Genomic DNA, 23,813 nt, shown 5'->3' with positions numbered 1-23,813 from the left:
CAGTCCTAGGGCGCCGGCGCCAGCGCCTTCTCGGAGTCGGCGGCCTTGGGATCGATGGTCTTGAGCAGGGCCTGGGCCGCCTCGACCTCGCCGCCGCCGTGCGGATTGCTGGCCAGCGGCGTCAGCACCAGCTTGGCCATGGCCGTGTCCTTGACCTCGATCAGGGCGTGGGCGGCGTCCAGGCGCAGATGGCCGACCTGGGGCGCCAGGACCACCGCCCGCACCCGGATGTCGGCCAGGGCGTCGGTCATCGGCTCCAGGCTGTGGGCCTCGACATAGCCGTGCAGGGTCTCGGGATTGTCCGGATTGATCTTGAAGGCCCGGGCGAACAGCTTGCCGGCCTGGGCGAAGTCGGCCTCGCGCTGGGCCGGGTCGTCCTCCCCGGCGGCCAGGCGGCTTTCGCCCAGGGCGATCAGGGCTTCCTCGTCCTTGGGATTGGCGGTCAGCAGCGCGTTCAGGATCGTCTCGCCGGCTTTGCGGTCGCCGAACGTCGTCTCGGCCCGGGCCAGGACCAGCTGGCTGAACCGGTCGCTCGGCCGCTTGGCGGCGGCCGCGCGGATGTCGCGCAGGGTCTCGGCCTGATCGTCCTTCGCCACGCCCAGCTTCAGCCGCTGGCCCTCCAGCAGCAGGTCGTCGGCGCCGGGCGAGAGGTGGGTCACGGTGATGACCGGGTCCGCCGCCGCCGTGCGCGTCAGCGCGCCCGCCGGGATCGGCTTGCTCATATAAATCCGCAGCTTGCGGCGCAGCTCATCCGGCTCGTCGCCATAGACCTTCTTCCAGGCCTTCACCGGATCGTCGCCGCCGCGCACCGCCTCCAGATACGGCGCCAGCAGCTTGTGCCGCTCGGGATCGGACAGGATGTAGTGGGTCAGCAGCCAGGCCTGGGCGTAGTAGGCGTAGACCTCGCGCTCCTTCAGGGCGCCGGGGCGCTTGCCAAGCACGTCCTGCATCGGGATCCAGCCGCCCGGCTCGGTCAGGCTGTAGGCCCGCCCGCTGTTCACCCCGCCCACCACCATGCGCGACTTGGCCAGGTCGGCGGTCATGTAATATTCGGCGTAGCCCTCGACCAGCCAGGCCGGATAGGCGCTGGGATAGTACTGCAGCATGAAGTGGTGCACGTATTCGTGCAGCACCGTGTCGTCGCCCTTGTTCTGGTCGGCCTCGCCCCCGCCGTCGCGGATCGCCACCACGAAGACCTCGGGCACCGACGACAGATAGACCCCGGCCATGCCCTCCCTGGCGTCGGGCAGCACGCGCTTCAGCTGTCCCAGGCCCGAGACCAGATAGACCGGCAGCTTGCGGGGCGTGACCTCGTCCTTGGGACGGCCGTGCAGGCGACGCAGCAGGGAATCGAAGTCCTCCAGCTGGGTCGCGTATTCGCGCACCGACTTCTCGCTGCGGCCGTAGATCACGAAGTGATCGCTTTCGGCCCGCAGCCATTCGGCCCGCGCCGACGACCCCGCCGCCAGGACTCCGGCCGCCAGCACGCCGGCCATGGCCAGCGCCGACGCACCGCGCCGTCCCCCTCGATATCCCCCCAAGAACACGCCTCCTCACAACTTGACGTCGAAACTAATCGGTGAGCGCTACCAGGCGCAAGGGTGACTCCGGGTCACCCCGACGCCGCGACATCGTGGCCCATACCGAACTTCTGAAAATCCGGGAACAACCCTAGTCAGTGCGGGGTTTTGGAGTCATGCTCACGTTACTGTGGACAGCTTCCGTCAGAGGAGCGACCACGAGCGAGGAAACGACAATGGCTATGGTCCACGAGCCCCGCCATCAGCGCGGCGCCTGCACCCCTCAAGGCAACGCCCTCTGCTTCGGCGTCGCGTTCGCCGGCCTGGTGATCGTGGCGATGATCCTGAGCTGGCTGTTCAGCCTGATCGCCTTCCTCTAGGCGACCAGAACACCCGGGCCGGAACGAGGCCCCCAGGGCGCGGGATGACGCGCGGCGGTCAGGCCGCCAGACGCCGCCACACGTGCCGGTCGGCTTCCAGGTTGGTCAGGATGCCGGCTTTCTGGCGCGAGAACAGCGCCCCCATGATCTCCGGACTCAGCTGCGCATAGCGCACCTGCACCTGCTCGACCAGGCAACCGCGCGACGGCGCGATGAACAGGGCCGCGTTGACGGTGGGCTGCTTGGCGATGATCAGGGCGGCCAGGCGCTGGGCCTTCTCGAGGTCCTTGTGGTGCAGCAGCGGCTCGGCCGCGTACAGTTCCTGGCCCAGCTTGGCGACATAGTTCAGCGACACCTTGGCGAAACGTTCGCTGGTGAGCGGCGGGGCCAGTTCGGCCGCGTCGAGGCTGAGAACGACGTCGTTGAGCAGGAAGAGCATAGGAACCTTGCCGGGGCCTCGCGGCGGCTGATGAGATTCGTCGGGGAGACGTGCGTCACCCTGCCGCATCGTGCTTTCGGTCAGGTTTAGGAGCAGGGTTAACGGGGTAAGATTTGGGATTCCTGGATAACCCTCTGGACACGGAAGAAGGCTTGGCGCGGCGGCCTTCGCGCCCCATCTGGAAGGCTCGTCCCGCCGGAGGCCAAGCTTGATCCCGTCCGACACGACCGCCTCCGTCGCCCTGGCGCGCGACATCGCCGCCGACCTGAGGGACACGGGCTTCCGCCGCGTGCCCCCGGCCGAGGCCGACGCCCTGCTGGGTCCCGAGGCCGTGGCCGGGTGGGACAGCTTCGCCGATAGCTGGAACGACCTGGGACTGGACCGCTTCATGGCCGACGGCGGCCGCTACCGGCGGCGGCGGTTCGCGGCGTTCTCGGCGTCCCCTGAAAGCGGCGTCGCGCGCAAGCCGCATCAGCCCCACTACCAGAGCCGCGACTACAACAGCCTGAACGGCGGGGTGCAGCGCTGGTTCGAGCCGATCACCGACGCCGTCGCCGACCACCCGGTGACCCGGGCCGTGCTGGCCCAGGGCCTGGCGCTGTTCCATCCCCTGACGGCCGATCCGCCCGCCCGCTGGCACGTGGAGCTGCACCAGTTCCGCATCGAGGCCGGCGACGGCGAGGCCGGCCAGCCCACACCCGAAGGCGCGCACCGCGACGGCGTCGACTGGGTGATCGTCATGCTGGTCGAGCGCTGCAACGTGGCCAGCGGCGTCACCGACATCTACTCGGGCGACGGCGCGCGCCTGGGGGCGTTCACCCTGGAACAACCCCGCGACACCGTCTTCCTGGACGACCACCGCGTGCTGCACGGCGTGACGGCCATCCACCCGCTGGAGCCGGGCGCTCCGGCGCGGCGAGACGTGCTGGTGGCGACGTTCCGGCGGGAGTGAGGGCGAAGCGGGCCGGACTTCGCTTCCCAAACAGAACCGTCATCCCGGGCCTTGTGCCCGGGACCCCTGGTTCAGTTCGCACGTGAAGCGCTTTGGCGCGCCCGCGCGCCACCCCTCAGCACCTGCGGCGGATAAAGGGGCCCCGGGCACAAGGCCCGGGATGACGATGGTTTGGAGAGCGTGGCGGACGTTAAGCCCTTACCCCTTCTCCGCCTCCACCGGCTCGGTCAGGAAATGCCGGCCCTCGCGGTCCTCGATCTCGATCACCCAGATGTCCGGGTCGATCCGCGCGGCGCGCTCGGCATAGGCGTCCAGGTCCGGCTCGAAGTCGGAACGCACCGGCTGCATCCAGAAGCGCTCGCCGTCGCCGCGCGTGGCCTCGCTGTAGAGCTTGGCGGTGTTGGCGCGGCGGTCCACGGCCTTGACCAGCACGGCGCCGGCCCGCGGGTCGCCCTTGCGCGCCACCGTGGCGAAGGCCCCGCCCAGTTCGGCGCGGCGGATCAGCGCCCCGACCCAGATATCCGTCGAAAGAAGCATCGCTAACCGAACCGCAACCTCGGCGCCCTAAGGGTGCCTGCTGAAACCGCTCTCGCAGAATACGAGATTATGACGTCAAGAAGGACCGCCGAACGCGCCTACGCGCGTTCGTCCCCCTACTGTAGAGCCTTTTCGCCCCTTTCGAATTTCATTCGAAAGGGAAAGGCTCTGCCGGTCATGACGGCGCGGTGGCTAGGAGTTTTTGTCTCGACCGCCTGGCTGGGCGCGTCGAGCCAGGCCCATGCCGCCACCGCCGCCGACCAGCTCTACGAACGCACGCTGATGACCTCGGCCGACGCGCGCTGCCGGCTGTTCAAGCCCGCCGTGGGCTCGGCCCTGGACGCCGCCCGCGCCCAGGCGCGCGGCGCGACCCTGCGTTCGGGCGCCAGCGAGGTCCAGGTCCAGGCTGTGGAGCAGCGCGCCCGCGCCAAGGCCGGCGCCACGGCCTGCGCCTCCAAGGACATGCAGACCGCCGCCGGCCGCGTGCGCCAGGCCTTCGACGGCTATTCGACCATGCTGCGGATGACCTATCCCGGCGACCGGGCGACCTGGCAGGCCGACCGCTCGGTCTCGGCGACGATTCCGGTCTGGCGGCTGTCGCAGCCCGCCGGCTTCGGGCGCGACCGGCTGGTCTTCGGCCTGTCGGGCCGGGCCAACGACATGCTGGCCGTGGCGACCTTCGCCGACGACGCCCAGCCCTACGCCGCCCGCCTGGTGCTGCGCGACACCCTGCGCACCCAGGGACCGTACCTGAACGCCCGCAACGCCAAGGGCCTGGCCGCCAACGCCGCCCCGCGCAACGCCAGCCGGGTGTTCGCCGCCGAGACCCGCGACACGGCCCCCGTCACCCTGCTGCCGACCGGCGCCAAGACCGGCCTGTCGTTCCGCTTCCCCCGCGAGGCCGCCGACGCCATGAGCCGGCTCGACCCGCGCGAGGCGGCGACGGTGGAGTTCGTGTTCACCAGCCGGACGGGCGTGGACACCGTGCGGCGAGCGTATGTGGAGGTCGGGGACTTCGCGGCGGGACGGGCGTTCCTGCGTTAGCGTCTAAGCGGCTAACGCTTGCCCCCTACGGATCGCTTCGCGATCGTCTTCCCCCACAGGGGGAAGAGGTGCGCGCGTCCTCCGCCCCCTAAGGGGGCGGACAGACCGCGAAGCGGTCAGGTGGGGGCAAGTCAGTGAGCCGCCTACCGCGGCGGGGCGAACTTCACGACGTTCGGGCCCAGTTCCTCGTCCGGTTCGACCTCGGGCAGCGACATGGGCTCCAGCAGCGGGGCCTCCATCGCCGGACGCGAGGCGCGCAGCAGCACCGGCATGCGGACCGAGACGCTGGTCCCCGCGCCCAGGCGGCTTTCGATGTTCATCTCGCCGCCGTGCAGCTTGGCGAAGGCCCGCACCAGCGACAGGCCCAGGCCCGTGCCCTTGGCGCGCTGGTCGACGCCGCCGGCCTGTTCGTAGGGACGGCCCAGGCGCTCGAGGTCCTCGGGGCTGATGCCGACGCCGGTGTCGGCGACCACCAGCTCGAATTCGCCGTCGTGACCGTCGGCCGTGACCGTCACCTGGCCGCCGCGCGGGGTGAACTTCAGGGCGTTGGACACCAGGTTCAGCACGATCTGCTTGAGGGCCCGGCGGTCGGCGTCGACCTCCAACTCGCCCGGCGGCAGCACGCCGCGCAGCTGCACCCCGGCCGCGTCGGCCTGGACGCGCAGCAGGCGCATGGCCGCGGTCACCGCCTCGCGGGCGTCGAACTCGCCGCGCTGCAGCTCGAAGCGCTCGGCCTCGATCTTGGACATGTCCAGCACGTCGTTGATCAGGTCCAGCAGGTGACGGCCGCTTTCGTGGATCAGCTCGGCGTATTCGCCGTAGCGGTCGGTCAGCGGGCCGAACATCCGCGCGCGCATGATGTCGGAGAAGCCCATGATGGCGTTCAGCGGCGTGCGCAGCTCGTGGCTCATATTGGCCAGGAAGCGGGCGCGGCCGGCGGCCAGGCCTTCGGCCTCGGCGCGGGCCTGCTGCAGGGCGGTCTCGCGGGCCCGCTCGATCGTGGCGTCGCGCATGACGCCGACCAGCAGGTCGGGCGAAACCTGGCGCAGGTCCAGGCAGACGGTGCGGGTGGGGTCCAGCAGCGGGGCGAAGGCGACGCTGGCCTCGCCGCCGTCCAGGGCCGAGGCCAGGGCGGCGCTGACCTTCTGGCGGTCGCCGGCCACGGCGGCCGAGGCCAGGCCCTCGCTGACGAGGTTGGAGGTGGCCACGCCGCGCGGGGCGGCCCCGCGCACGGTCCTGACGCGGCCGTTGCTGGCCACGACCAGCAGCAGCTGCGGCGCGCCGTCGACCAGGGTCTGCAGGGTGTTCAGCTCGCCCACATTGCGGGTGTCGCGCTCGCCCGCCCGGCGGTGGGTGAGGATCAGGCCCGAGGCCAGGCCCACCCCGACGGTGGCCACCGACAGGAAGCCCAGGATGAAGGCCAGCGGTCCGGTCGGCGCGGGCGGGGCCAGGCCCGAGAGCTGGGTCAGGGCGGCCACGGCGCCGCCGATCAGGGAGAGGCTGGCCCCCTCCGCCAGGCGTCGCGGCGACGACAGGGTCGAGGCGGCCGCCACCGGGGCCAGGATCCAGGCGCTCATCGCGCCCGAGACGCCGCCGGTCACCACCGCCGCGCCCGCGCCGCAGGTGGCCCACAGGACCAGGATCAGGGATTGCAGGCGCTCGTCGCGCCGATCGCCGACGGCCAGGGCCGCCAGGGCCGGGACTGCGCCGGCCGCCAGGGCCATCCAGACCGGGAAGCCGACCACGCCGGGCGTGAAGGCCGCCGCGCCGGTCGCGAAGATCACGGTCGCCAGCCAGCCCAGCCGCCACAGATGCGCCGCGCCGAAGGCTCCCGTCGAAGACGAGGCCTGACCCGGCCTGGAGCCGGTCTGGAGCGGGGCGCCGTCGATGGGCAAGGCCGCGAGAATCCCTTTCGGTGAGTCTTCGTCGTCAAAGCTTAACGCGGGCGGGGGAGTCTCCCAAGGCCGCACAATCTGCACGGGATCGTTAACGCCAGAGCTTCTTGTGGACGGAAACGGATTCGTAAGCGCCTTGGTTCATTCTGGCCCATCGAAGTTACGGACAGAAGGTCCGGGAGTCCTCATGCCGCCACCTCCGGCGATCACCGACGCGTCGGGCCATGCCGAGACGCCGCGCGAAAGCGCCGGCGCCGACACCGGCCTGATGTCGCAGACCACCGCCTTCCGGCGGGCGGCGGCGCGCGCGCGGCGCAAGCAGGCCCTGGACGACCAGAAACGCTCGTTCCTGCGCATGGTCAGCCACGAGCTGCGCACCCCGCTGAACGCGGTGATCGGCTTTTCCGAGATCCTGTCCTGCGAGCTGTACGGCCCCCTGGGCGCGCCGCAGTACAAGGAATACGCCACCCTGGTGCACGAGAGCGGCCTGAAGCTGCTGCGGCTGGTCAACCAGATCGTCGAGATCGCCCGCCTGGAAGGCCACGTCACCGACCTGGACCTGGGCGAGGAGAGCCTGGACGACGCGGTCGAGGACGTGATCCTGCAGCTGCGCAGCGAGGCCGCAACGCGTGGGGTCAGCATCGTCGCGCCCGAGGTCGGGACCCTGCCCTGCCTGCGCGCCGACGGCCGCGGCCTGCGCACCATCCTGACCAACCTGCTGCAGAACGCCCTCACCCACTCGCCGCAGGGCGGGCTGGTGGTGATCGAGGCCCAGCAGACGGGCGGCGGCCAGGTCGAGATCCAGATCCGCGACCACGGCGAGGGCGTCGACCCGGCCGACCTGCCGCGCCTGATCCGCCCGTTCGAACAGGGCGGCGCCACCCTGACCCGGGAGTCGGAAGGCGCGGGCCTGGGCCTGCCGATCGTCGACCTGCTGACCCGGGCCATGGACGGCAGCCTTCGCCTGAAGTCGACCCCGGGCCACGGCTTCACCGCCATCGTCACCTTGCCGGAAGCCTCGGCGCGGCATTCGCTGGCCAGGGCGCGGCCTTAGGCCTTCCCCTTTCGGCCGTGGGGCATTAAGTCCCCGCCATGCAACGCCCCATCGACGCCGCCCTCGACGAACTGGCCGACGAGTTCGAACTGCTCGGCGACTGGGAAGAGCGCTATCGCTACGTGATCGAGCTGGGCAAGGAGCTGGCCCCGCTGAGCGAGGCCGAGCATTCCGACGCCAACAAGGTGCGCGGCTGCGCCAGCCAGGTGTGGCTGGTGACCGAGCCGCAGGCCGACGGCACGATTCTGTTCCGGGGCGACAGCGACGCCCACATCGTCAGCGGCCTGATCGCCATCCTGATGCGGCTCTATTCGGGCCGCCCGGCGCGGGACATCGTCGATTTCGACGCGGCGGCGGCCATGGCCCGGCTGGGTCTGTCGGAGGCGTTGTCGTCGCAGCGGTCGAACGGGCTGAAGGCGATGGTGGCCCGGATCCAGCGCGACGCCGGAGCGCTGGCGGGATAAGGCGCCGCCGCTAGGAACGCGGGACCGCGAAACCCACCGGTATTGTCCTGCGCAGCCTGCCCTTGCGCACGTCCTTCTGGCTCGGCGGAGCCAATTCCATGAATTGGGTAAGCCGGAGCGCCGCTTCTCCGAACCCGTATTCCATGGGGCTTTCGGAAAGCACCTTGCAGTCTTCCAGCTTGCCTTCGGGGGTGACGCGACAGTCCACGACCGCTCGGCCGCCCACTTCCATCCGTTGGGCGCGATCGGGATAGTACCGGGAAGCCATATCCCCGGTGGGCCGTGCTCGCCATTCGGACGGCTTCACCGCGCGCGCTGTCTCCGCCGCGTGGCACGCGCCCGAGACAGCGGTGATCGCTAGCCCCAACAGAATCCACGACTTCATGATCGCCCCCACGGCAACGCTTGCAATGGGAATTGGGCTAGCCGCAGCGCGGCCGCCACGCAAGCCTCACGCGCTGGCTCACTCGATTTCAGAAGAACCCTGCCCGGGTCCCGATGAACCAGATCGCGATCACGATCAGCACCAGCTGGATCAGCCAGTTGACCGGCGACGGAATGGGGCTGCGTTGGACCGCATAGAGCGCCAGGCCAAGCAGGATGAGGGCGACGAGGACGACGATCAGGATGCTCATGCCGATGTAACCGCCGTGTTTGGCGATAGTTCCACTGACGCTTGAGAAGCCGTCCTTGAGGATTTGGGCGCCAGCGCCTATCAGCCCAGGCCATGAGCTTCCGCGTCGCCGCCCTCTACCGCTTCACCACCTTCGCCGACCCGCTGACGATCATGCGGCCGTTGTCGAAGCTGTGCTGCGGCCTGGGCGTGAAGGGCACGCTGCTGCTGGCCCGCGAGGGGATCAACGGCACCATCGCCGGCACGCCCGAAGCCATCGACCAGGTGCTGGACCACATCCGCGCCCTGCCCGGCTGCGACACGCTGGAGCTGAAGTTCGCCACGGCCGAGACCCTGCCGTTCCATCGCATGAAGGTGCGGATCAAGCGCGAGATCGTCACCCTGGGGGCCGGCGACCTGGACCCCGCCGCCAACGCCGGGACCTATGTCGAGCCCGCCGACTGGAACGCCCTGATCGCCCGCGACGACGTGGTGGTGATCGACACCCGCAACGCCTACGAGACCGCCATCGGCACGTTCGAGGGCGCGATCGATCCGGCCACCGCCAGCTTCAGCGACTTCCCCGCCTGGTTCCGCGCCTTCCGCGAGACCTGGGACCCGGCCGTCCCGCCGCCCAAGGTGGCGATGTTCTGCACCGGCGGCATCCGCTGCGAGAAGTCGACGGCGTTCCTCAAGAGCGAGGGCGTCGAGGACGTCTTCCACCTGAAGGGCGGCATCCTGAACTATCTGGAGACCACGCCGGCCGACGCCAGCCTGTGGCGCGGCGAGTGCTTCGTGTTCGACGAGCGGGTGGCGGTCGGCCACGGCCTTGAGCCTGGGACCCACGCCCTGTGCCGGGGCTGCCGCATGCCGGTCAGCCCCGAGGACCGAGCCAGCGAGCACTATGTCGAGGGCGTCTCCTGCCCCGCCTGTCACGACGCCCGCGACGACGAAGCCAAGGCCCGCTACGCCGAGCGCCACCGCCAGGCGGCCCGGGCCAAGGAACTGGGCATCGAACACGTGGGCGCGGTGATGCCGCGCCCCGAAACGCCGGACGTCTGACTCCGCGCCCTAGTCGTAACGCTTGAGCTTGTCGGAGAACCAGGACGCCGCCACGCCGACCAGATAGGTCGACCGGCCCGTGAAGGGATCGTCCACGACGATCCGATACTTCCGGTAATAGTAGTCGCGTCTGAAGCTGAAGAGGGCCAGGTCGAAGCCGGCCGGCGAGACCCGTGACACGCGCGCGCCATTGGCTTCGTAGTCGCGCTTGATGCGCGGAATGTCCGATGCGGGCCTGATGAAGACCAAGGCGATCTGAAGCACGCCCAGCGCGACAACCACCGCGAACCACCAGCTATGCATCGCGCGCCGCCCTCAACAACCTTGACCATAGCCGCGACCGCGATCTGCGCAAGGCCGACGGGATCATCCCCGCCGGCCCCGCGTTATCGAGGCTCCTCTTCTCCAAGGAGCCTCTCCATGGCCGCCTACGACGCCTCCTACGGCACGCCCGCCGCCGCTCGCCAGGGCCTTTTGTCCAGTCTCGCCGACAAGGTCTCGGGCCTGTTCCACAAGACCGCCGATCCCTACGCGGTCCAGCCGCCGGCCGACTACGCCCTGAAGCCCGACGCCCAGGGCCGGATCATCCTGGCGGGCCGCAAGGTGCCGCTGGCCCTGGCCCTGGTGGGCGCCGGCGCCGTGGCCGCCCTGCTGATCAACCGCCGCACGCGCGGTCCGACCCTGGCCGCCGCCACCACCGCCTGGGGCTTCCTGGGCGCGCAGGCCTCGACGCTGAAGTCGCGCTTCGAACCTTCCGAGCCCGCGCCGCGTTAGGCCTCCCCACGCAACTCGCCCCCATTCAAGGAGAGCCCCTCATGGCCCATACCAACGAAGACCACATCAAGCTGATCAACAGCCTGGTCGAGACCACCATCGACAGCGCCGACGGCTATGCCGAAGCCGCCAAGGACGCCGACGGCGCCCGCTTCAAGACCCTGTTCACCCAGCGCGCCCAAGAGCGCCGCTCGGTGGCTTCCGACCTGCAGGACGAGGTCCGCCGCCTGGGCGGCCAGGCCAAGGACGACGGCACCATCCTGGCCGCCGCCCACCGCGCCTTCGTCAACCTGAAGGACAGCCTGACCAAGGGCGACGAGGCCATCGTCAGCGAGGTCGAGTCCGGCGAGGACTTCATCAAGGCCAAGTTCGAGAAGGCCCTGCAGGACACCGACGTCGACGCCCAGACCCGCGCCGCGATCGAGAAGGCCTGGACCTCGGTCAAGTCCGGCCACGACCAGATGCGCGACATCAAGCACATGATGAAGCATTAGCGACCGACTTGGGGGACACACACTCGCGGCAAGGCCTGAGCCAGGATGGCCGGGCGCAGAGGGCGAGTGTGTGTCCCCTCCTCCGCCCCTAGGCCATCCGGTAGTGCATCGCCAGCCGCTGCAGCGCCAGCTTCAGCACCGTCTTGCCCGCCCGCCTCGGCAGGCCCAGTTCTCGCTCCGCCACCTGCAGGGCGGTCTCGGCCAGGCACACCCGCTCCAGCATCTCGCGCAGGCCCGGCCCGACCGCCGCCAGGGCCGCGGCGATGCGGTCCTTGGCCGCCCGGGCCCTCAGGGCCGGCTCCAGTCGCTGGCCGCCGCCGTCGCCGCGCGGCTGGGCGTCCCAGTCCATGGTCAGGCGACCGATCGAGCCGGCCTTCTGGAAGTCCTCGCGCAGCCGCTCGCCGGCCAGCAGTTCCACATCCTCCAGCCCGCCGCGCCGGGCCAGCCAGGCCAGGGGCGACTCGCCCAGATTGGCCTTCAGCACCACGTGCTGGTCGCTGCCCTCGATCACCACCCGCTCTCCCTCGATCACCCCCGGACGGCCCGGCGGCGGGGTCGGCGGGGCCAGCGGCTTGACCAGCCGCCAGCCGCCCTCGCGCCGCGCGGCCAGGGCCCCGTCGCGGGCCAGCACGCGGAACGCCGCCTCGTCCACCGTCAGCATGGCCGCCCGGCGCGGGCCGAACCGGACCACGTAGCCCAGGCCCTTGACCTCGATCAGCGCGCCCGGCCGCCGCAGCAGCCGCTCGGCCCGGCCGGCCAGGCGCTCGGCCTCCAGCATCCGCTGGAACGCCGCCTCCGTCGCCGCGCCGCTCACCGCTCCGGCCCCAGTTCGGTCAGCTCCGGAATGGCGTCCGGCGCCTGCTTGATGCAGGCCTCCAGCACGCTCATCCGCGCGTCGAAGTCGGCGTTCTCGCGCATGTCCTCGATGCGGTGGCAGGCGTGGCCGCAGGTGGTGCGGTCACGGTTGAACGCGAAGGCCACCCGGATCAGCGGCCAGTTGAAATTGACGTGCGCCAGGTAGATGGCGATCTGCCGCGCCCGCGCCGCCGCCTTGCTGGTCCGCCCCGTCGAGGCGATGTCGCTGGGCGCGACGCCGGTGGCCAGGGCCACCGTGTGGGTGATGAAGGCCGCCGTCAGTTTGTCGCGGCGCGGGTCGGGCGAGATGGCCCAGAGATCCTCGAGAGCTTGAGCCAGCATCGGCTTCCCCCTGCGAACGGCGTCCCCGTGACGCCTTCGACCCGAATCCTAGGTCGATATTCCAGGGGTGAGGATAACTTTCCTATTACGCGCGTCCAGTAGGAATATAAACCTTTGATTGCGCTGGACCTGACCCCGCTCTATCCCCGCGGCCAAACGGGCATCGAGGCCGCCGGGATGATCGCGCCCTTGCGAGTCACCACCGCCGCGGCCAGGTCGTGGCCGCGCGCCACGGCGGTCTCGACGGGCAGTCCGGCCAGGCGCGAGGACAGGTAGGCGGCGTTGAAACTGTCGCCCGCGCCGGTGGTGTCCAGCGCCTTGACCCGGGCCGGCGCCGGGGTGGCCATGCGGCCTTCAGGGGTGTGGACGTTGACCGCGTGGCTCTCGTCGCGCGCCACCACCTCGGCGCCGGCGGTCGCCCACTCGGCCGCCAGATCCTCGGCCTCGCGGCCGTAGAGCGGGCGGCTGTCCTCGCTGCTCAGCGAGACGAAGCGGCAGGCGGGCACGACGCCGTCCAGGGCTTCACGCGCCGCCTCGGGCGAGGCCCACAGGGCCGGGCGGTAGTTGAAGTCCAGGGCCACGGCCACGCCCAGCGAGTGCACGTAGGCCAGGATGTCCTTCAGCCGCGCGCGGCCGATGTCGCCGATCACCGCCAGGGTCACGCCCGACAGATAGACCAGGTCGCTGGCCTTGGCGGCGGCGATCAGCTGGTCGGCGGTGTGCTGCGAGAACAGGTCGCGGATGGGCGCCCGCTCGCGCCAGTAGTGGAACTTCCGCTCGCCGTTCTCGTCCAGCACGATGGCGTACAGGCCCGGCAGTCGGTTCTCGGCCTCGCGCACCAGCCGGGTGTCCAGCCCCTCGCGGCGCATGGCGGCCAGGGCGCCGTCGCTGAACGGGTCTCCCTTGCCCAGGGCGGTGCAGTAGGCGACGTCGTCACCCAGCCGGGCCATGTAGACGGCGGTGTTGAAGGTATCGCCCGCGAACCCCATCCGATGCAGGCCCTCGCCCTCCGGCGACAGCTCGACCATGCATTCGCCCAGGACGGTGATCTTGGCCATGTGACGGGGTCCCCTCGTTTGCCAGGGTAATAGCTTCCACCTTGCTCCTAAGCCATAGTTCACCCTGCGAACTCAGGCTTGTGGGAGGGGCAGTTGGCAAAACCGTTGAAGATCGGCCGAAGCACCATCCTAACTGTCGGTGGCATATGCTTATCTCTTGGATTCGTTCTGGGCCTAGGTCTTGCCAATAGTTTTTGGAGCGATGTTACCGCAGCCTGGGTGCAAGCCGTAGGCTCGATAGGTGCTATCGCATTCGGATTTCTCTACATCGAGCATCAAGCGGCTGCCGTGAGGGCTGCCAGCGAACGCCAAAGAGATGAAGACGCCGAAATCTCTCGCAATGCGATACGGGCGATGGCTGATTTTATCGAAGGACGGATACGATCTGTCGGTCGAGTTTTAAAGGAGGGCATTCCACCGAGCTACGGCGACGCTAGAATGTATTTCCACAGCTTGAAAGCCGAATTCACCACAGCGTCCACGTTCACGGAACACTTAAAACATTCTTCACAATCCATAGTTTGCTTCAGCAGATATGTGGCACTCATGGCTACAGCTTTAAGTGAACTTGAAGAATTGGCCCAAACCATGAAGGCTGGAAACAGGGATGAAAATAAGAAGATCTTGAAATCTGCCACCGAGAATATGGCCCTTGTCGTTGACGCATTGGATCAGAGCCGAGAAGCGCTCGAGACTTCGCTCACCGCCGAGGCGAAAACCTCAGGCACCAAGCAGATAAACTAATACAGCTTACCTCTTCTTCCGCTCCGCGATCCAGGCGTCGATCTTGGCCTCCAGCACCGCCAACGGCAGCGAGCCGTTCAGCAGCACCGCGTCGTGGAAGGCCCGTTCGTCGAACCGGTCGCCCAGCGCCGCCTCGGCCCGCTTGCGCAGCTCCAGGATCTTCAGCTCGCCCACCTTGTAGGCCAGGGCCTGGCCCGGCCAGGAGACGTAGCGGGCCACCTCGACGTCGATATTGGTGGGCGACAGGGCGGTGTTCTCGACGAAGCAGGCCTTGGCCTGGTCCAGGGTCCAGTGCTTGGCGTGCAGGCCGGTGTCGGCCACCAGCCGGCAGGCGCGCCACATCTCGTAGGACAGCCGGCCGAACAGCTCGTAGGGGTCGCGATAGATCCCCATCTCCTCGCCCAGCCACTCGGAATAGAGGCCCCAGCCCTCGCCGTAGGCGTTGAAATAGACGGTCTTGCGGAAGTCCGGGACGCCGGTCTGCTCCTGGGCCAGGGCGGTCTGGATGTGGTGGCCGGGCGCGCCCTCGTGCAGCACCAGAGCCGGCAGCTCGTACAGCGGTCGCTGGTCCAGGGCCGAGGTGTTGATCATCAGCCCGCCCGCGCGGCCGGTCTTGGGATCGCCCCCGAAATAGCGGCCGGTGGTGTAGCCCTGCTCGATGCTGGCCGGCACCGGGCGCACGCCATAGGTCAGGCGCGGCAGGGTCCCGAAGTGGGCGGGCAGCTGGTCGTCGGCCCGCTTGGCGATCTCGCTGGCCTTCTCCAGCAGCTGCTGGCGGCTGGTGGCGTAGAAGCGGGGGTCCTTGCGCAGATAGGCGATGAAGGCCGGCAGGTCCCCCTGGAAGCCGGCCTGCTTCATCACGACCTCCATGCGCGCCCGGATGCGCGCCACCTCCGACTGGCCCAGGGCGTGGACTTGGTCGGCGGTCATGTCGGTGGTGGTGTGGCGGCGCACCAGGAAGGCGTAGTAGCGCGCGCCGTCCGGCAGGTCCGACACCGCCAGGCTCTTGGCGGCGTGCGGCAGGTATTCGGTCTCCATGAAGGTGACGAAGCCGGCCCGGGCGGGGGCGACCTTGTCGGTCATCACCTTGGTCCCGGCGGCCAGCAGGGCGGCCCGGCGGTCGGCGGGGATGGCGGTCGGCAGGTCGCGCAGCGGGGCCAGCAGCGGCTCGTCGGCCAGGGGCGTGGCGGCGGTGCGGCGGGCGCGGTCCAGCACCGCCTGGGCGGTCGGCACGGCCTGGACGAAGCCGGTCGCCACCCCGCGCCAGGCGTTGGCGATGTTGGCGGCGTACCAGTCGGGCGTCTGGGCCAGCAGGGCGATCCACTGCCTGGCCTCGTCCTCGGACTTCAGGTGCATGCCGTTGGCGCGGTACAGCAGGATGACGTCGAAGCCGCCGTCGGTGCTGAACGGCATCCGCGCCTCGTCGAACGACAGGCCCTCCAGCCGCTCGTCCAGGCTCCATTTCAGGATGGCGTGGGTCAGGCGCTGGTCGGGCTTCAGCGCGGCCAGGTCGACGCCGTCCAGCGCCTGGCGGGCCGAGGTCAGCAAGGCCTTGCGATCGGCGTCGGCCTTGGGCCCCACCGGCGGGAACTTGAAGCGCGAGGCGTCGTCCGCCCCGCCCTCGCCGTCGTCCTCGCCCGCCCCGGCCGCCTCGTAGGCCTTGACCGCCTGGGCCAACTGGTCGGCGGCGCTGGGCGCGGCCGCGACGGCGACGCCGTTCAGGGCCAGAACCAGGGCGAGGCCCAGAAGGACGCGCTTGGACATGGAAACTCCCCGCAGGTTCACCACGAGGTTAGATCAGGAATCGCCAGGGACTAGAAGCTCGACCTAGAACGGCGTCTTGCAGCGGCGGTTGGCGTGCACGCCGCGTAGGAAACCCCGGCGGGCGTAGCCGGCGTCGAGGGCGGCGTTCAGCCGGCGGTCGGCGGGGGCGGCGCCCGTGACCTCGCGGACCAGGCTGCGGAACGGGATGATCGAGTTGATCACCGTCTTGCCGCCCGCCTCGGCCAGCTTGCCGGCCCGGTTCTCCTTGATCTCGTTGCCGACCACGAAGTCGTCGCCCAGCACCGCGTTGAGATCGCTGACCTCGGCGGCCAGCTGCTTGCAGGTCTTCAGGCCCTTGAGGCTGTAGGGATCGTTCTGCGCCTTGACCAGGATCGGCGGGACCTGGCGCTTCATGATGCCGACGTCGCGCACCGGCTGGGTGCCGATGTCCACCGACTTCTTGCGCACCTCGGTCCAGCCGCCGGGGTTGGGCTCGGCGCTTTCGGGCGTCGTCGACGAAACCGGCGGCGTCACCTGTTTGGCGGGCTTGGCGCTCCCGGCCTCGGCCGCGGGCTTCCGGGTCGGATATTCAGGCTTGGCCTGGGCCGCCTGGGCGTGGACCGCCCCCGTCAGCGCCAACAGGGTCGCCAGCGCCGCCACGTGGGCCGCCCGCGTTCGTTCAAGCTTGAAACAGATCATTGTCCGACATCCCCAGTCCCGCCCGCTCCGCGCAGGTGATCACCGCTCAGGAACGGTGGGGCGCGCAACGGGGTTCCGTGGCAGAGCTAACAGCCGCCCACCGGATGCGTCACGCTTCAATTTGGGGGGAAATTGGAGCGGGCGAAGAGATTCGAACTCTCGACCCCAACCTTGGCAAGGTTGTGCTCTACCACTGAGCTACGCCCGCATCCGGGATATTTCGGGTCTCGTTCCATCGCCGGAGGACCGGAGAATGGAGCGGGCGAAGAGATTCGAACTCTCGACCCCAACCTTGGCAAGGTTGTGCTCTACCACTGAGCTACGCCCGCATCGGCGGGGGCTGAAACAGCGCCCCGCGACGAGGAGGCGGCTTATGGCAGAGCGCCTTGCGGTTGGCAAGCGGTCTGAAGCGGGTTCGGACGCGTCATTGTGGACAACGTGTCGCGCCTCCCCCGTCGGGAGAGGATCGGCCCTTGCGCAAACCTCGGTTTCATACACTCATTCGCCCCTTCGTTTCGGGGACTTGAGCGCCTTGCGTCTGTTCGTGTTCGGATTGGGTTATGTCGGTCAGGCCTTCGCGCGGGCGCTGATCGGCCGGGGCTGGAGCGTGGCGGCCACGGCGCGGGACGCCGCGCGCGCGGACCAGCTGCGCGCCCTGGGGATCGAGCCCGTCGACACCGAGGACCGCGCCGCCATGACCGCGGCCCTGACCGGCGTCAACGCCGTGCTGGTCACCGCCCCGCCCACCGCCGACGGCTGTCCGGGCCTGGAGGCGACGATCCCCGCCCTGGCCGCGGCCCAGGCCTTCCCCGACTGGATCGGCTACCTGTCGACCACCGGCGTCTACGGCGATTTCGAGGGCCGCTGGGTGTTCGAGAGCTCGCCCCTGAAGGCCCAGTCGGTCGAGGGCGCCCGGCGCGTCGGCGCCGAGCGCGACTGGCGCCAGGTGGGACGCGGCATGGGCCTGACGGTGACCACCTTCCGCTTGCCGGGCATCTACGGCCCCGGCCGCAGCGCCCTGGACCGCCTGCGGGCCGGCGAAGGCCGCCGCATCGTCAAGCCGGGCCAGGTGTTCAGCCGCATCCACCTGGACGACATCGTCTCGGGCCTGCTGGCCTCGCTGGACCGGCCCCGGGCCGGCGGCGTCTACAACCTGGTCGACGACGAGCCCGCGCCGCCGCAGGACGTGATGGAGCACGCCGCCAGCCTGCTGGGCGCGCCCGTGCCGCCCGACCTGCCGTTCAATGAACTGGGCCTGTCGCCCGCCACCCGCCGCTTCTACGCCGAGAACAAGCGCGTCTCGAACGCCCTGGCCAAGGCCGAGCTGGGCTGGCGGCCGAAATACCCGACCTATCGCGAAGGCCTGGCGGCGATCCTGGCGGCGGGCGGCTGAGTCGTCCTATTTCCCGGCGGCCTGGAAGTGCTGTCCCATGGTCGTCAGGTCGTTCCCGCGGGTCGTCAGCATGCCGCCGCAAGTCGCGCCCAGGGTCGGCAGATCGGCCGGCTTGATCTGCAGGTCCGGCGCGGCGAGGCGCTTTTCGAGGTCCAGCTTCGGCTCGCGCCCGTCGATCCGGCCCAGGAAGTAGAGGGCCGCCATCGTGCCCACGGCGGCTTTGTTCGGATCAGAATTGCCGGCCATGCTCATGGCGAACACCAGGCATTTCAGGTCGGTCGTGGTCTCGGGCGCTTCGGCTCGAGCCGGCGCGGCGGCGGTCAGCGCCAGGGCCAAGGCGGCGCAGGTCGCGCGTTTCATCATTCGAAAATCCCCCGAGGAGCCACACGCTCCGGCTGCAGTCTGCGACAGACGCCGCCCTGCGATCAAGCGCCCTAGTCCTCGTCCGGCCCCATGTCGGCGGCCGCCCAGGCGGTGGCTGGCGCCTGACCCGCCGCGCGGGCGCGGGCGGCGCGGGCCAGGCGGCGGGCGACGGGGTCGTCGTCGACCGGCTCGGCCAGGACGCGCGCCTCGGCCACGGCCGCGACCAGCCGCTCCAGGTCCTGCGGCCGCGACAGCCGATGGTCGCCGTCCTTGATCAGGGTGAAGACCACGTCGTCGGAGGTCAGGCCGTTGGCCAGCTCCAGGGCGTGGGTCCAGGGCACGTCGGGGTCGGCCCCGCCCTGCAGCACCCGCACGGGGACCTCGATCGGCACCGGTCCCGGCAGGATCGACCACCGCGCCCCGTCCTCCAGCAGAGCGCGGGTGATCGCATAGCCGCCGTCGTCGTATTCGGAGGGCCGGATCCAGCGGCCGTCGCGGGCGATGGCCGCCCTCGCCTCGTCCGACAGCTCCGGCTCCATCAGCTTCTCGGTGAAGTCGGGCGCGGGGGCGATCAGCACCAGGGCCTTGACCCGGTCGGGCCGGGCGATCGCCGCCAGGCAGGCCAGCCAGCCGCCCATCGACGAGCCCACCAGCACCAGCGGCCCCTCGGTCAGGTCGTCGATCACCGCCAGGACGTCCTCGCGCCAGCGGCTGATCGTCCCGTCCTCGAAGGCGCCGTCGGATTCGCCGTGGCCGAAGTAGTCGAACCGCAGATAGCCGCCGCCGGTCGCCTTGGCCTGGTCGGCCAGGACCTGGGCCTTGGTCCCCGTCATATCGGAGTGGAATCCGCCCAGCCACACAACCTTGGGATGGACACCGTGGACGACGCGGTACGCCAACCGCAGATTGTCGTTGCGAACGAGGTGCTGAAGGGAATCGGTCATGGCGCGGCCTTGTTCATTTCGATAACTACGACCCCCTAACCCGGTTAGAGCAACGCGTGTCCATCCTCCCCGACGATTTCACTCTTCTGCAGGTGACTCCGGAACTGGAAACCGGCGGCGCCGAGCAGACGACGATCGACGTGGCCCACGGCGTGATCGCCCAGGGCGGCAAGGCCCTGGTCGCCACCAAGGGCGGCCGCATGGCCGCGCGGCTCGAGGCCGACGGCGGCCGCCTGGCCCAGATGCCGGCCCAGTCCAAGAACCCGCTGATCATGCTGGGCAACGCCGCACGGATGATCGACCTGATCCGCCGCGAGAAGGTCAGCCTGGTCCACGCCCGCTCGCGCGCCCCGGCCTTCAGCGCCCTGTGGGCGGCGCACGCCACCAAGGTCCCGTTCGTGGCCACCTATCATGGGGTCTACAACGCCAAGTCCAGCCTCAAGCGCTGGTACAATGCGGTGATGACCAAGGGCGACCTGGTGATCGCCAATTCCGAATACACCCGCGCCCACGTGATCGCCGAGCATGGGATCTCGCCCGACCGCGTAGTGGCCATCCCGCGCGGCGTCGACCTGACCCGCTTCGAGCCCGGCCTGGTCTCGGCCGAACGGGTCAAGGCCCTGCGCGAGGCCTGGGGCGTGTCGCCCGAGGACCGCCGGCTGAAGGTGCTGCTGGCCGGCCGCCTGACCCGCTGGAAGGGCCAGGCCCTGGTCATCGAGGCGGTGACGCGGCTTAAGGCGGTGTCCGACACCCGCGTGCTGCTGCTGCTGGTCGGCGACGACCAGGGCCGCAAGACCTACCGCGCCGAGCTGGAGCACATGATCGCCCAGGCCGGGCTGCAGGACAGCGTTAAGCTGGTGGGCCATTGCGACGACATGCCGGCGGCCTATCTGGTCGCCGACCTGGCCATCGCCCCCTCGCTGGAGCCCGAGGCCTTCGGCCGCACGGCGGTCGAGCCGCAGGTGATGGGCAAGCCGGTGCTGGCCGCCGATCACGGCGCGGCGCGCGAGACGGTGGTCGCCGGCGAGACCGGTTGGCTGGTCACGCCGGGCGACGCCGAGGCCTGGGCCGAAGCCCTCTCCAACGCCTGCGAGGCGGGGGCGGCGCGCCGCCAGGTCATGGGCATGGCCGCCCGCGCCCGCGCCCGAAAATTGTATTCTGTTGACGCGATGGTCGAAGCAACGCTCAAGGTCTACGCACGCGTTCTGGAGACGAAAAGTTGAGCAAGGAAATCAAGAAGGTCCTGGTCATCAAGCTGGGCGCCCTCGGCGATTTCGTTCTGGCCTTGGCGGCGATGAAGAAGATCCGCGAGGCCCACCCGCGCGCCAAGATCACCCTGCTGACCACCCCGCCCTTCGAGGCCCTGGCCAAGCTGTCGCCGTATTTCAACAGCGTCGAGACCGACGGGCGTCCCAGCGACTTCGGCGACCTGACCGCCCTGCTCGGCCGGCTGCGCAAGGCCCGCTACGACCGCGTCTACGACCTGCAGACCAACAGCCGCACAAACTGGTACTTCCAGGCCCTGCGCCCGTTCCCGCCGCAATGGTCGGGGATCGCGGCGGGCTGCTCGCTGCCCCAGCGCGGCAAGGCCCGCTACCACATGCACACGCTGGAGCGGCAGGCCGACCAGCTGAAGCAGGCCGGCATCTGGCCCGACGCCCCGACCGAGCCCGGCGGCGCGCCCGCGCCGGACCTGTCATGGATCCTGCGCCGCATCAAGGAACCGCGCCCCGTGGCCGGCGCCCCCGCCCCGCGGCCCTACGTGCTGCTGGTGCCGGGCGGCTCGGCCCATCGGCCCGAGAAGCGCTGGCCGGTCGAGAGTTACGCCCAGCTGGCGGCGCTGCTGAAGGCGCGCGGACTGGACATCGTGATCATCGGCGGCCCGCAGGAAAGCGCCATGGCCCGCCAAATCCAGAAGGCCGTGGGCCAGGCCCGCGACCTGACCGGCCGCACCGACTTCGCCCAGCTGGCCGTGCTGGGCGCCAAAGCGGCCCTGGCCGTGGGCAACGACACCGGCCCGACCCACCTGCTGGCGGCCGCCGGCGCGCCGACCATCGCCCTGTTCTCCGACGCCTCGGACCCCGAGCTGTGCGGGCCGCGCGGCCACGTGGCGGTGATCCGCTCGCCGGACCTGAAGGCCCTGCCGGTCAGCACCGTGGCCAGCGCGGCGATCGCCCTGCTGCCGCAGTAGCCCCTGGCGTCAGTGCGACGCCTCGTGCGCCAGGCGATCCAGCGCCAAGGCCTGTTCGTCGGTCACATCGCCGTGGGTCGGCCCGCCGACCCTGGCCGAGGTGTCGGTGGCAAAGGTATCGGCCGAGGCGGGCGCGTTCGACGTCTGTCCGGACTTGAGCCAGGAAATGTAGAGCAGCCGCGACGCGGACTCGTCGGCCAGGTTGAACATCCGCTGCGCGCCGGCCGCGGGTCCGGCGGGCGGCGTCCCGACGGCGTTGGTGGTCCGCCCCCTCTTCAACAGGTCCCGGTAGAGAACCTCGGCCTGATCGATGCGGCCCGTGCGCTGATAGCCGGTCGCCAGGTTGAACCGGTTGAGCGGCGTGTCGTTCCTGGCCAGCTTGGCCTTGAGGACGTTGGTACCGGTCCAGTTGTCGCCCTTGGCCATCAGGCCCACGGCCTCGACCGGGGACATTTCGCCGAGACTTTTCGCCTCGACGGCCGCCTGGGCCGCTGGATTGACGGGCGTCTGTTGCGCATAGGCGGCCGTGCCGCCAAGGCCTACGCATGCGGACACAAGAATAGCGTGAAGTTTTCGCACGTGCGCTCTCCCCAAAATTCCAAGTCCACAGGCTTCCGACGCGTGGATACTTGGCGAGGCTGGAGGAGCGCGCGAGGCGCTGAATAGTTTCACACCTTGTTAATAATGCCGAAGGGAACCCTGCGATAGGCGCCAGATTAACCCTCAGGTTGAAATGCAATCCTTTTGAGGTTGCATTTCTCGCCTTTGGAACACCGATATGTGCAAGTGATCGCAAGTGTAGATCGCCCGCGATAAGCCTTAGCGGCGCGACCTACGCGCCGCGCCGCAACGGGGTCGAGCTACTCGGTCGCGCCCTGCCCCGACTGGCTGTCCAGCGCCATGGCCTTTTCGTCGGACACGTCGCCGTAGGTGGGCCCGCCGACCGTGACCGAGGCCTCGGCGCCGAAGGCTTCCGCCGAGGGCGCGCCCTGGCCCGACCGCGCCGCCATCGCCCGCCGCCCGTTCTCCGACTTCAGCCAGTCGAAATACAGCAGCCGCGAGGCGGCCTCCTCGGCCAGGTTGAAGACCCGCACGCCCGGCGCGTTCTTTGACGGCGTGGCGACGACGGAGGTGTTCCGCCCCTCGACAAGCAGGTCGCGATAGATGCTTTCGGCCTGCTGCAGGCGTCCGGTGCGCTGGTAGCCGGTCGCCAGGTTGAAGCGGTTCAAGGGCGAGTTGTCCTTGGCCGCCAGGCGCTTGAAGACATTGGTGCCCAGCCAGTTGTTGCCCTTGGCCATCATGGCCAGGGCCTGGTCGCCGACGCTGGGCTCGGCGTGGCGCCCGCGGCCGGACTGGCCCGCATAGGCCGTGGCCGCGCCCAGGACCAGGCACGCGGACGCAATGAGGAGATGGATCTTTCGCACGTTCGTAGCCCCCAAAGGACCAAGCGCGCAGGCTTCCGACGTGCAGCGCTCGATCAGACCAAGGTCGCGCCCAAACTCGGCGATTAAAGCGTCACCTTTACACGAAATTAACCAAGCTTAACAGGGAGCTTCACCGGGAGGCGGGGGCGCGCCTCAATAGCCTTCGTAACGACCAGGTTTGTGGTTCGCGATGATCACGATGCTCAAGGCGACGGCGGAGAGGATCGACAGCAGCAGCTTGTCCCAGCTTAGCACCGCGAAGGCGCAGGCCAGGATCAGGCAGTCCGACCCCATCTGCACCTTGCCGGCGCTGATCCCGCGCTTCTCGTAGAGCCACAGGGCCAGGGCCCCGATGCCGCCGACGCTGGACTTGTGGCGGGCCAGGGCCAGGATGCCCATGCCGATGATCGTGCCGCCGAAGACGGCGGCGAAGACCGGGTCGACGTCGGTCACGCGCAGCCATTTGGGCAGCCCCAGGGCCAGGCCCGCCAGCAGCAGGTTGGTGACCAGGGTCTTGGCCGTGAACGTCCAGCCCATGGTGCGCTGGGCCAGGACGTAGAACGGGATGTTGATCAGCAGGAACAGCACCCCGACCGGCCAGTGGGTGGCGTAGGAGACGATCAGGGCGATGCCGGCCACCCCGCCGGTGGACAGGCCGGCCGCCTTCAGCAGGGTCAGGCCCACGGCGATGAAGCTGGAGCCGATCAGCAGGGCGTGGACGTCCTCGATCGGGGTGTGGCGGGCGGCGGAAGTCGGGGTGCTCATGAAGGCGTGGAACGGGCCAGGATTGGGGATGGAGGTCGACCCG

The 23,813-nt window shown here is 69.7% G+C and carries 29 protein-coding genes and 2 tRNA genes; 12 read left to right on the top strand and 19 right to left on the bottom strand.

All coding sequences use genetic code 11. The features are described 5' to 3' along the window. Positions 1 to 5: 5 nt before the first annotated feature. Positions 6 to 1,496 (bottom strand): DUF1570 domain-containing protein, encoded by a 1,491-nt coding sequence (locus tag AC1U89_RS02995; protein WP_479898182.1) that lies wholly within the window; start codon positions 1,494 to 1,496, stop codon positions 6 to 8. A gap of 260 nt (positions 1,497 to 1,756) precedes the next feature. On the opposite strand from AC1U89_RS02995, the gene AC1U89_RS02990 reads away from it, so the two are divergent. After that, entirely contained in the window at positions 1,757 to 1,900 is a 144-nt protein-coding gene (locus tag AC1U89_RS02990) for a hypothetical protein (RefSeq protein WP_479898181.1), read from the top strand. 58 nt (positions 1,901 to 1,958) lie between these two features. Here the strand turns inward: AC1U89_RS02990 and AC1U89_RS02985 are convergent, their stop codons facing one another. Further along, on the bottom strand, positions 1,959 to 2,339 hold the full coding sequence (locus tag AC1U89_RS02985; protein WP_479898180.1) for a hypothetical protein: 381 nt from the start codon (positions 2,337 to 2,339) through the stop codon (positions 1,959 to 1,961). A 208-nt stretch (positions 2,340 to 2,547) separates the two neighbouring features. Between AC1U89_RS02985 and AC1U89_RS02980 the strand changes: the two genes are divergently transcribed. Continuing rightward, the gene (locus tag AC1U89_RS02980) at positions 2,548 to 3,291 is read left to right on the top strand and encodes a 2OG-Fe dioxygenase family protein (protein ID WP_479898179.1); all 744 of its coding nucleotides are present in this window, start codon (positions 2,548 to 2,550) and stop codon (positions 3,289 to 3,291) included. 198 nt (positions 3,292 to 3,489) lie between these two features. On the opposite strand, the gene AC1U89_RS02975 is transcribed toward AC1U89_RS02980, so the two are convergent. Further along, positions 3,490 to 3,828 carry a DUF1491 family protein gene (locus tag AC1U89_RS02975; protein WP_479898178.1) on the bottom strand — a complete coding sequence of 113 codons (339 nt, stop codon included), beginning with the start codon at positions 3,826 to 3,828 and terminating at the stop codon, positions 3,490 to 3,492. Positions 3,829 to 4,005: 177 nt separating this feature from the next. Between AC1U89_RS02975 and AC1U89_RS02970 the strand changes: the two genes are divergently transcribed. Then, on the top strand, positions 4,006 to 4,872 hold the full coding sequence (locus tag AC1U89_RS02970; protein ID WP_479898177.1) for a hypothetical protein: 867 nt from the start codon (positions 4,006 to 4,008) through the stop codon (positions 4,870 to 4,872). 143 nt (positions 4,873 to 5,015) lie between these two features. Here the strand turns inward: AC1U89_RS02970 and divJ are convergent, their stop codons facing one another. Then, positions 5,016 to 6,767, bottom strand: a complete 1,752-nt coding sequence (gene divJ, locus AC1U89_RS02965; protein WP_479898176.1) for a cell cycle sensor histidine kinase DivJ — start codon at positions 6,765 to 6,767, stop codon at positions 5,016 to 5,018. 187 nt (positions 6,768 to 6,954) lie between these two features. Here divJ and AC1U89_RS02960 point away from each other — a divergent pair, with 187 nt between their 5' ends. Both AC1U89_RS02960 and AC1U89_RS02955 read left to right on the top strand, forming a co-directional pair. Beyond that, positions 6,955 to 7,821 (top strand): sensor histidine kinase, encoded by an 867-nt coding sequence (locus tag AC1U89_RS02960; RefSeq protein ID WP_479898175.1) that lies wholly within the window; start codon positions 6,955 to 6,957, stop codon positions 7,819 to 7,821. Between the two features lie 38 nt (positions 7,822 to 7,859). Then, positions 7,860 to 8,285 (top strand): SufE family protein, encoded by a 426-nt coding sequence (locus AC1U89_RS02955; RefSeq protein ID WP_479898174.1) that lies wholly within the window; start codon positions 7,860 to 7,862, stop codon positions 8,283 to 8,285. Between the two features lie 10 nt (positions 8,286 to 8,295). On the opposite strand, the gene AC1U89_RS02950 is transcribed toward AC1U89_RS02955, so the two are convergent. Together AC1U89_RS02950 and AC1U89_RS02945 are read right to left on the bottom strand one after the other, a co-directional pair. After that, positions 8,296 to 8,670, bottom strand: a complete 375-nt coding sequence (locus AC1U89_RS02950; RefSeq protein ID WP_479898173.1) for a TonB family protein — start codon at positions 8,668 to 8,670, stop codon at positions 8,296 to 8,298. Positions 8,671 to 8,758: 88 nt separating this feature from the next. Further along, entirely contained in the window at positions 8,759 to 8,920 is a 162-nt protein-coding gene (locus tag AC1U89_RS02945) for a hypothetical protein (protein WP_165185581.1), read from the bottom strand. Positions 8,921 to 9,012: 92 nt separating this feature from the next. On the opposite strand from AC1U89_RS02945, the gene trhO reads away from it, so the two are divergent. Continuing rightward, positions 9,013 to 9,960, top strand: coding sequence for an oxygen-dependent tRNA uridine(34) hydroxylase TrhO (gene trhO, locus AC1U89_RS02940; RefSeq protein WP_479898172.1), 948 nt, complete (start codon positions 9,013 to 9,015; stop codon positions 9,958 to 9,960). A gap of 9 nt (positions 9,961 to 9,969) precedes the next feature. Here trhO and AC1U89_RS02935 read toward each other — a convergent pair whose 3' ends face one another. Next, positions 9,970 to 10,263, bottom strand: a complete 294-nt coding sequence (locus tag AC1U89_RS02935; RefSeq protein WP_479898171.1) for a hypothetical protein — start codon at positions 10,261 to 10,263, stop codon at positions 9,970 to 9,972. A 117-nt stretch (positions 10,264 to 10,380) separates the two neighbouring features. Here AC1U89_RS02935 and AC1U89_RS02930 point away from each other — a divergent pair, with 117 nt between their 5' ends. Together AC1U89_RS02930 and AC1U89_RS02925 are read left to right on the top strand one after the other, a co-directional pair. Then, complete coding sequence (locus tag AC1U89_RS02930; RefSeq protein ID WP_479898170.1) at positions 10,381 to 10,734, top strand: hypothetical protein; 354 nt, start codon at positions 10,381 to 10,383, stop codon at positions 10,732 to 10,734. A 41-nt stretch (positions 10,735 to 10,775) separates the two neighbouring features. Then, complete coding sequence (locus tag AC1U89_RS02925) at positions 10,776 to 11,228, top strand: PA2169 family four-helix-bundle protein (RefSeq protein WP_479898169.1); 453 nt, start codon at positions 10,776 to 10,778, stop codon at positions 11,226 to 11,228. Between the two features lie 88 nt (positions 11,229 to 11,316). Here the strand turns inward: AC1U89_RS02925 and AC1U89_RS02920 are convergent, their stop codons facing one another. The 3 genes from AC1U89_RS02920 to AC1U89_RS02910 all read right to left on the bottom strand — a co-directional run bounded on the left by AC1U89_RS02920 (position 11,317) and on the right by AC1U89_RS02910 (position 13,483). Beyond that, positions 11,317 to 12,006 (bottom strand): DUF6456 domain-containing protein, encoded by a 690-nt coding sequence (locus AC1U89_RS02920; RefSeq protein ID WP_479898354.1) that lies wholly within the window; start codon positions 12,004 to 12,006, stop codon positions 11,317 to 11,319. Positions 12,007 to 12,038: 32 nt separating this feature from the next. Next, the gene (locus tag AC1U89_RS02915) at positions 12,039 to 12,425 is read right to left on the bottom strand and encodes a helix-turn-helix domain-containing protein (RefSeq protein ID WP_479898168.1); all 387 of its coding nucleotides are present in this window, start codon (positions 12,423 to 12,425) and stop codon (positions 12,039 to 12,041) included. A gap of 140 nt (positions 12,426 to 12,565) precedes the next feature. After that, positions 12,566 to 13,483: a sugar kinase gene (locus AC1U89_RS02910; protein WP_479898167.1), complete on the bottom strand. Its 918-nt coding sequence runs from the start codon at positions 13,481 to 13,483 to the stop codon at positions 12,566 to 12,568. 93 nt (positions 13,484 to 13,576) lie between these two features. On the opposite strand from AC1U89_RS02910, the gene AC1U89_RS02905 reads away from it, so the two are divergent. Then, entirely contained in the window at positions 13,577 to 14,227 is a 651-nt protein-coding gene (locus tag AC1U89_RS02905; RefSeq protein ID WP_479898166.1) for a hypothetical protein, read from the top strand. Between the two features lie 6 nt (positions 14,228 to 14,233). On the opposite strand, the gene AC1U89_RS02900 is transcribed toward AC1U89_RS02905, so the two are convergent. The 4 genes from AC1U89_RS02900 to AC1U89_RS02885 all read right to left on the bottom strand — a co-directional run bounded on the left by AC1U89_RS02900 (position 14,234) and on the right by AC1U89_RS02885 (position 17,019). Beyond that, positions 14,234 to 15,991: a DUF885 domain-containing protein gene (locus AC1U89_RS02900; protein WP_479898165.1), complete on the bottom strand. Its 1,758-nt coding sequence runs from the start codon at positions 15,989 to 15,991 to the stop codon at positions 14,234 to 14,236. Between the two features lie 63 nt (positions 15,992 to 16,054). After that, positions 16,055 to 16,690, bottom strand: a complete 636-nt coding sequence (locus tag AC1U89_RS02895) for a hypothetical protein (protein ID WP_479898164.1) — start codon at positions 16,688 to 16,690, stop codon at positions 16,055 to 16,057. Positions 16,691 to 16,823: 133 nt separating this feature from the next. After that, positions 16,824 to 16,898 (bottom strand) — tRNA-Gly (locus AC1U89_RS02890). Between the two features lie 46 nt (positions 16,899 to 16,944). Continuing rightward, positions 16,945 to 17,019: transfer RNA gene (locus AC1U89_RS02885), tRNA-Gly, on the bottom strand. A gap of 203 nt (positions 17,020 to 17,222) precedes the next feature. Between AC1U89_RS02885 and AC1U89_RS02880 the strand changes: the two genes are divergently transcribed. Next, positions 17,223 to 18,083 carry an SDR family oxidoreductase gene (locus tag AC1U89_RS02880; protein ID WP_479898353.1) on the top strand — a complete coding sequence of 287 codons (861 nt, stop codon included), beginning with the start codon at positions 17,223 to 17,225 and terminating at the stop codon, positions 18,081 to 18,083. A 6-nt stretch (positions 18,084 to 18,089) separates the two neighbouring features. Here AC1U89_RS02880 and AC1U89_RS02875 read toward each other — a convergent pair whose 3' ends face one another. Both AC1U89_RS02875 and AC1U89_RS02870 read right to left on the bottom strand, forming a co-directional pair. Continuing rightward, positions 18,090 to 18,446: a hypothetical protein gene (locus AC1U89_RS02875; RefSeq protein WP_479898163.1), complete on the bottom strand. Its 357-nt coding sequence runs from the start codon at positions 18,444 to 18,446 to the stop codon at positions 18,090 to 18,092. A 71-nt stretch (positions 18,447 to 18,517) separates the two neighbouring features. After that, positions 18,518 to 19,390, bottom strand: coding sequence for an alpha/beta hydrolase (locus tag AC1U89_RS02870; RefSeq protein WP_479898162.1), 873 nt, complete (start codon positions 19,388 to 19,390; stop codon positions 18,518 to 18,520). A gap of 56 nt (positions 19,391 to 19,446) precedes the next feature. Between AC1U89_RS02870 and AC1U89_RS02865 the strand changes: the two genes are divergently transcribed. Both AC1U89_RS02865 and AC1U89_RS02860 read left to right on the top strand, forming a co-directional pair. Beyond that, on the top strand, positions 19,447 to 20,613 hold the full coding sequence (locus AC1U89_RS02865; protein ID WP_479898161.1) for a glycosyltransferase family 4 protein: 1,167 nt from the start codon (positions 19,447 to 19,449) through the stop codon (positions 20,611 to 20,613). Beyond that, entirely contained in the window at positions 20,610 to 21,581 is a 972-nt protein-coding gene (locus AC1U89_RS02860; protein WP_479898160.1) for a glycosyltransferase family 9 protein, read from the top strand. Before AC1U89_RS02865 ends, AC1U89_RS02860 begins: the two co-directional genes overlap by 4 nt. Positions 21,582 to 21,590: 9 nt before the next feature. On the opposite strand, the gene AC1U89_RS02855 is transcribed toward AC1U89_RS02860, so the two are convergent. The 3 genes from AC1U89_RS02855 to AC1U89_RS02845 form a co-directional block, all read right to left on the bottom strand. After that, positions 21,591 to 22,160, bottom strand: coding sequence for a hypothetical protein (locus tag AC1U89_RS02855; RefSeq protein WP_479898159.1), 570 nt, complete (start codon positions 22,158 to 22,160; stop codon positions 21,591 to 21,593). A 281-nt stretch (positions 22,161 to 22,441) separates the two neighbouring features. Continuing rightward, positions 22,442 to 23,005, bottom strand: a complete 564-nt coding sequence (locus tag AC1U89_RS02850; RefSeq protein ID WP_479898158.1) for a hypothetical protein — start codon at positions 23,003 to 23,005, stop codon at positions 22,442 to 22,444. A gap of 153 nt (positions 23,006 to 23,158) precedes the next feature. Beyond that, positions 23,159 to 23,770, bottom strand: a complete 612-nt coding sequence (locus AC1U89_RS02845) for a YitT family protein (RefSeq protein WP_479898156.1) — start codon at positions 23,768 to 23,770, stop codon at positions 23,159 to 23,161. Positions 23,771 to 23,813 lie beyond the last annotated feature (43 nt).

It is taken from the genome of Caulobacter sp. 05T431 (assembly GCF_056665975.1).
This window is presented reverse-complemented; position numbering and strand designations above follow the sequence as displayed.